General features: G+C 36.7%; 1 pseudogene. It reads left to right on the forward strand.

The annotated features are described in order from the left end of the window. Positions 1-24 precede the first annotated feature (24 nt). Positions 25-360, forward strand: a pseudogene (locus AC1DKZ_RS33170) (helix-turn-helix domain-containing protein); the annotation flags it as partial.

Below are 360 nucleotides of genomic sequence, written 5' to 3' on the forward strand. Positions count from 1 at the left end.
TGATTCTTAGGAGGGTGTTTTTCTATGGGCACAAGAGTACATTACGCAGAAGAAGTAAAATGGGAAGTAATTAAAATGAAACAAGCTGGAATGACAAACAAAGAAATAATGGAACAACTGGGGATAAAAAATAAGACTCAAATTAAAACATGGATGCGATGGTACAAAACAGGCCAAACCTATCGATTTTCGCAACAAGTTGGAAAACAATATTCCTACGGTAAAGAATCGGAGGAAATGAGTGAGCTAGAAGAATTAAAACTAAAGAATAAACAGCTAGAGGCTCAATTGGCAATTATAAAAAAGTACCAGGAGATCGAAAGGAGTTGGAGCCACGAGTCATTGTCCAAGTTGTAGAAG

Source organism: Bacillus sp. 05T21, assembly GCF_056396785.1.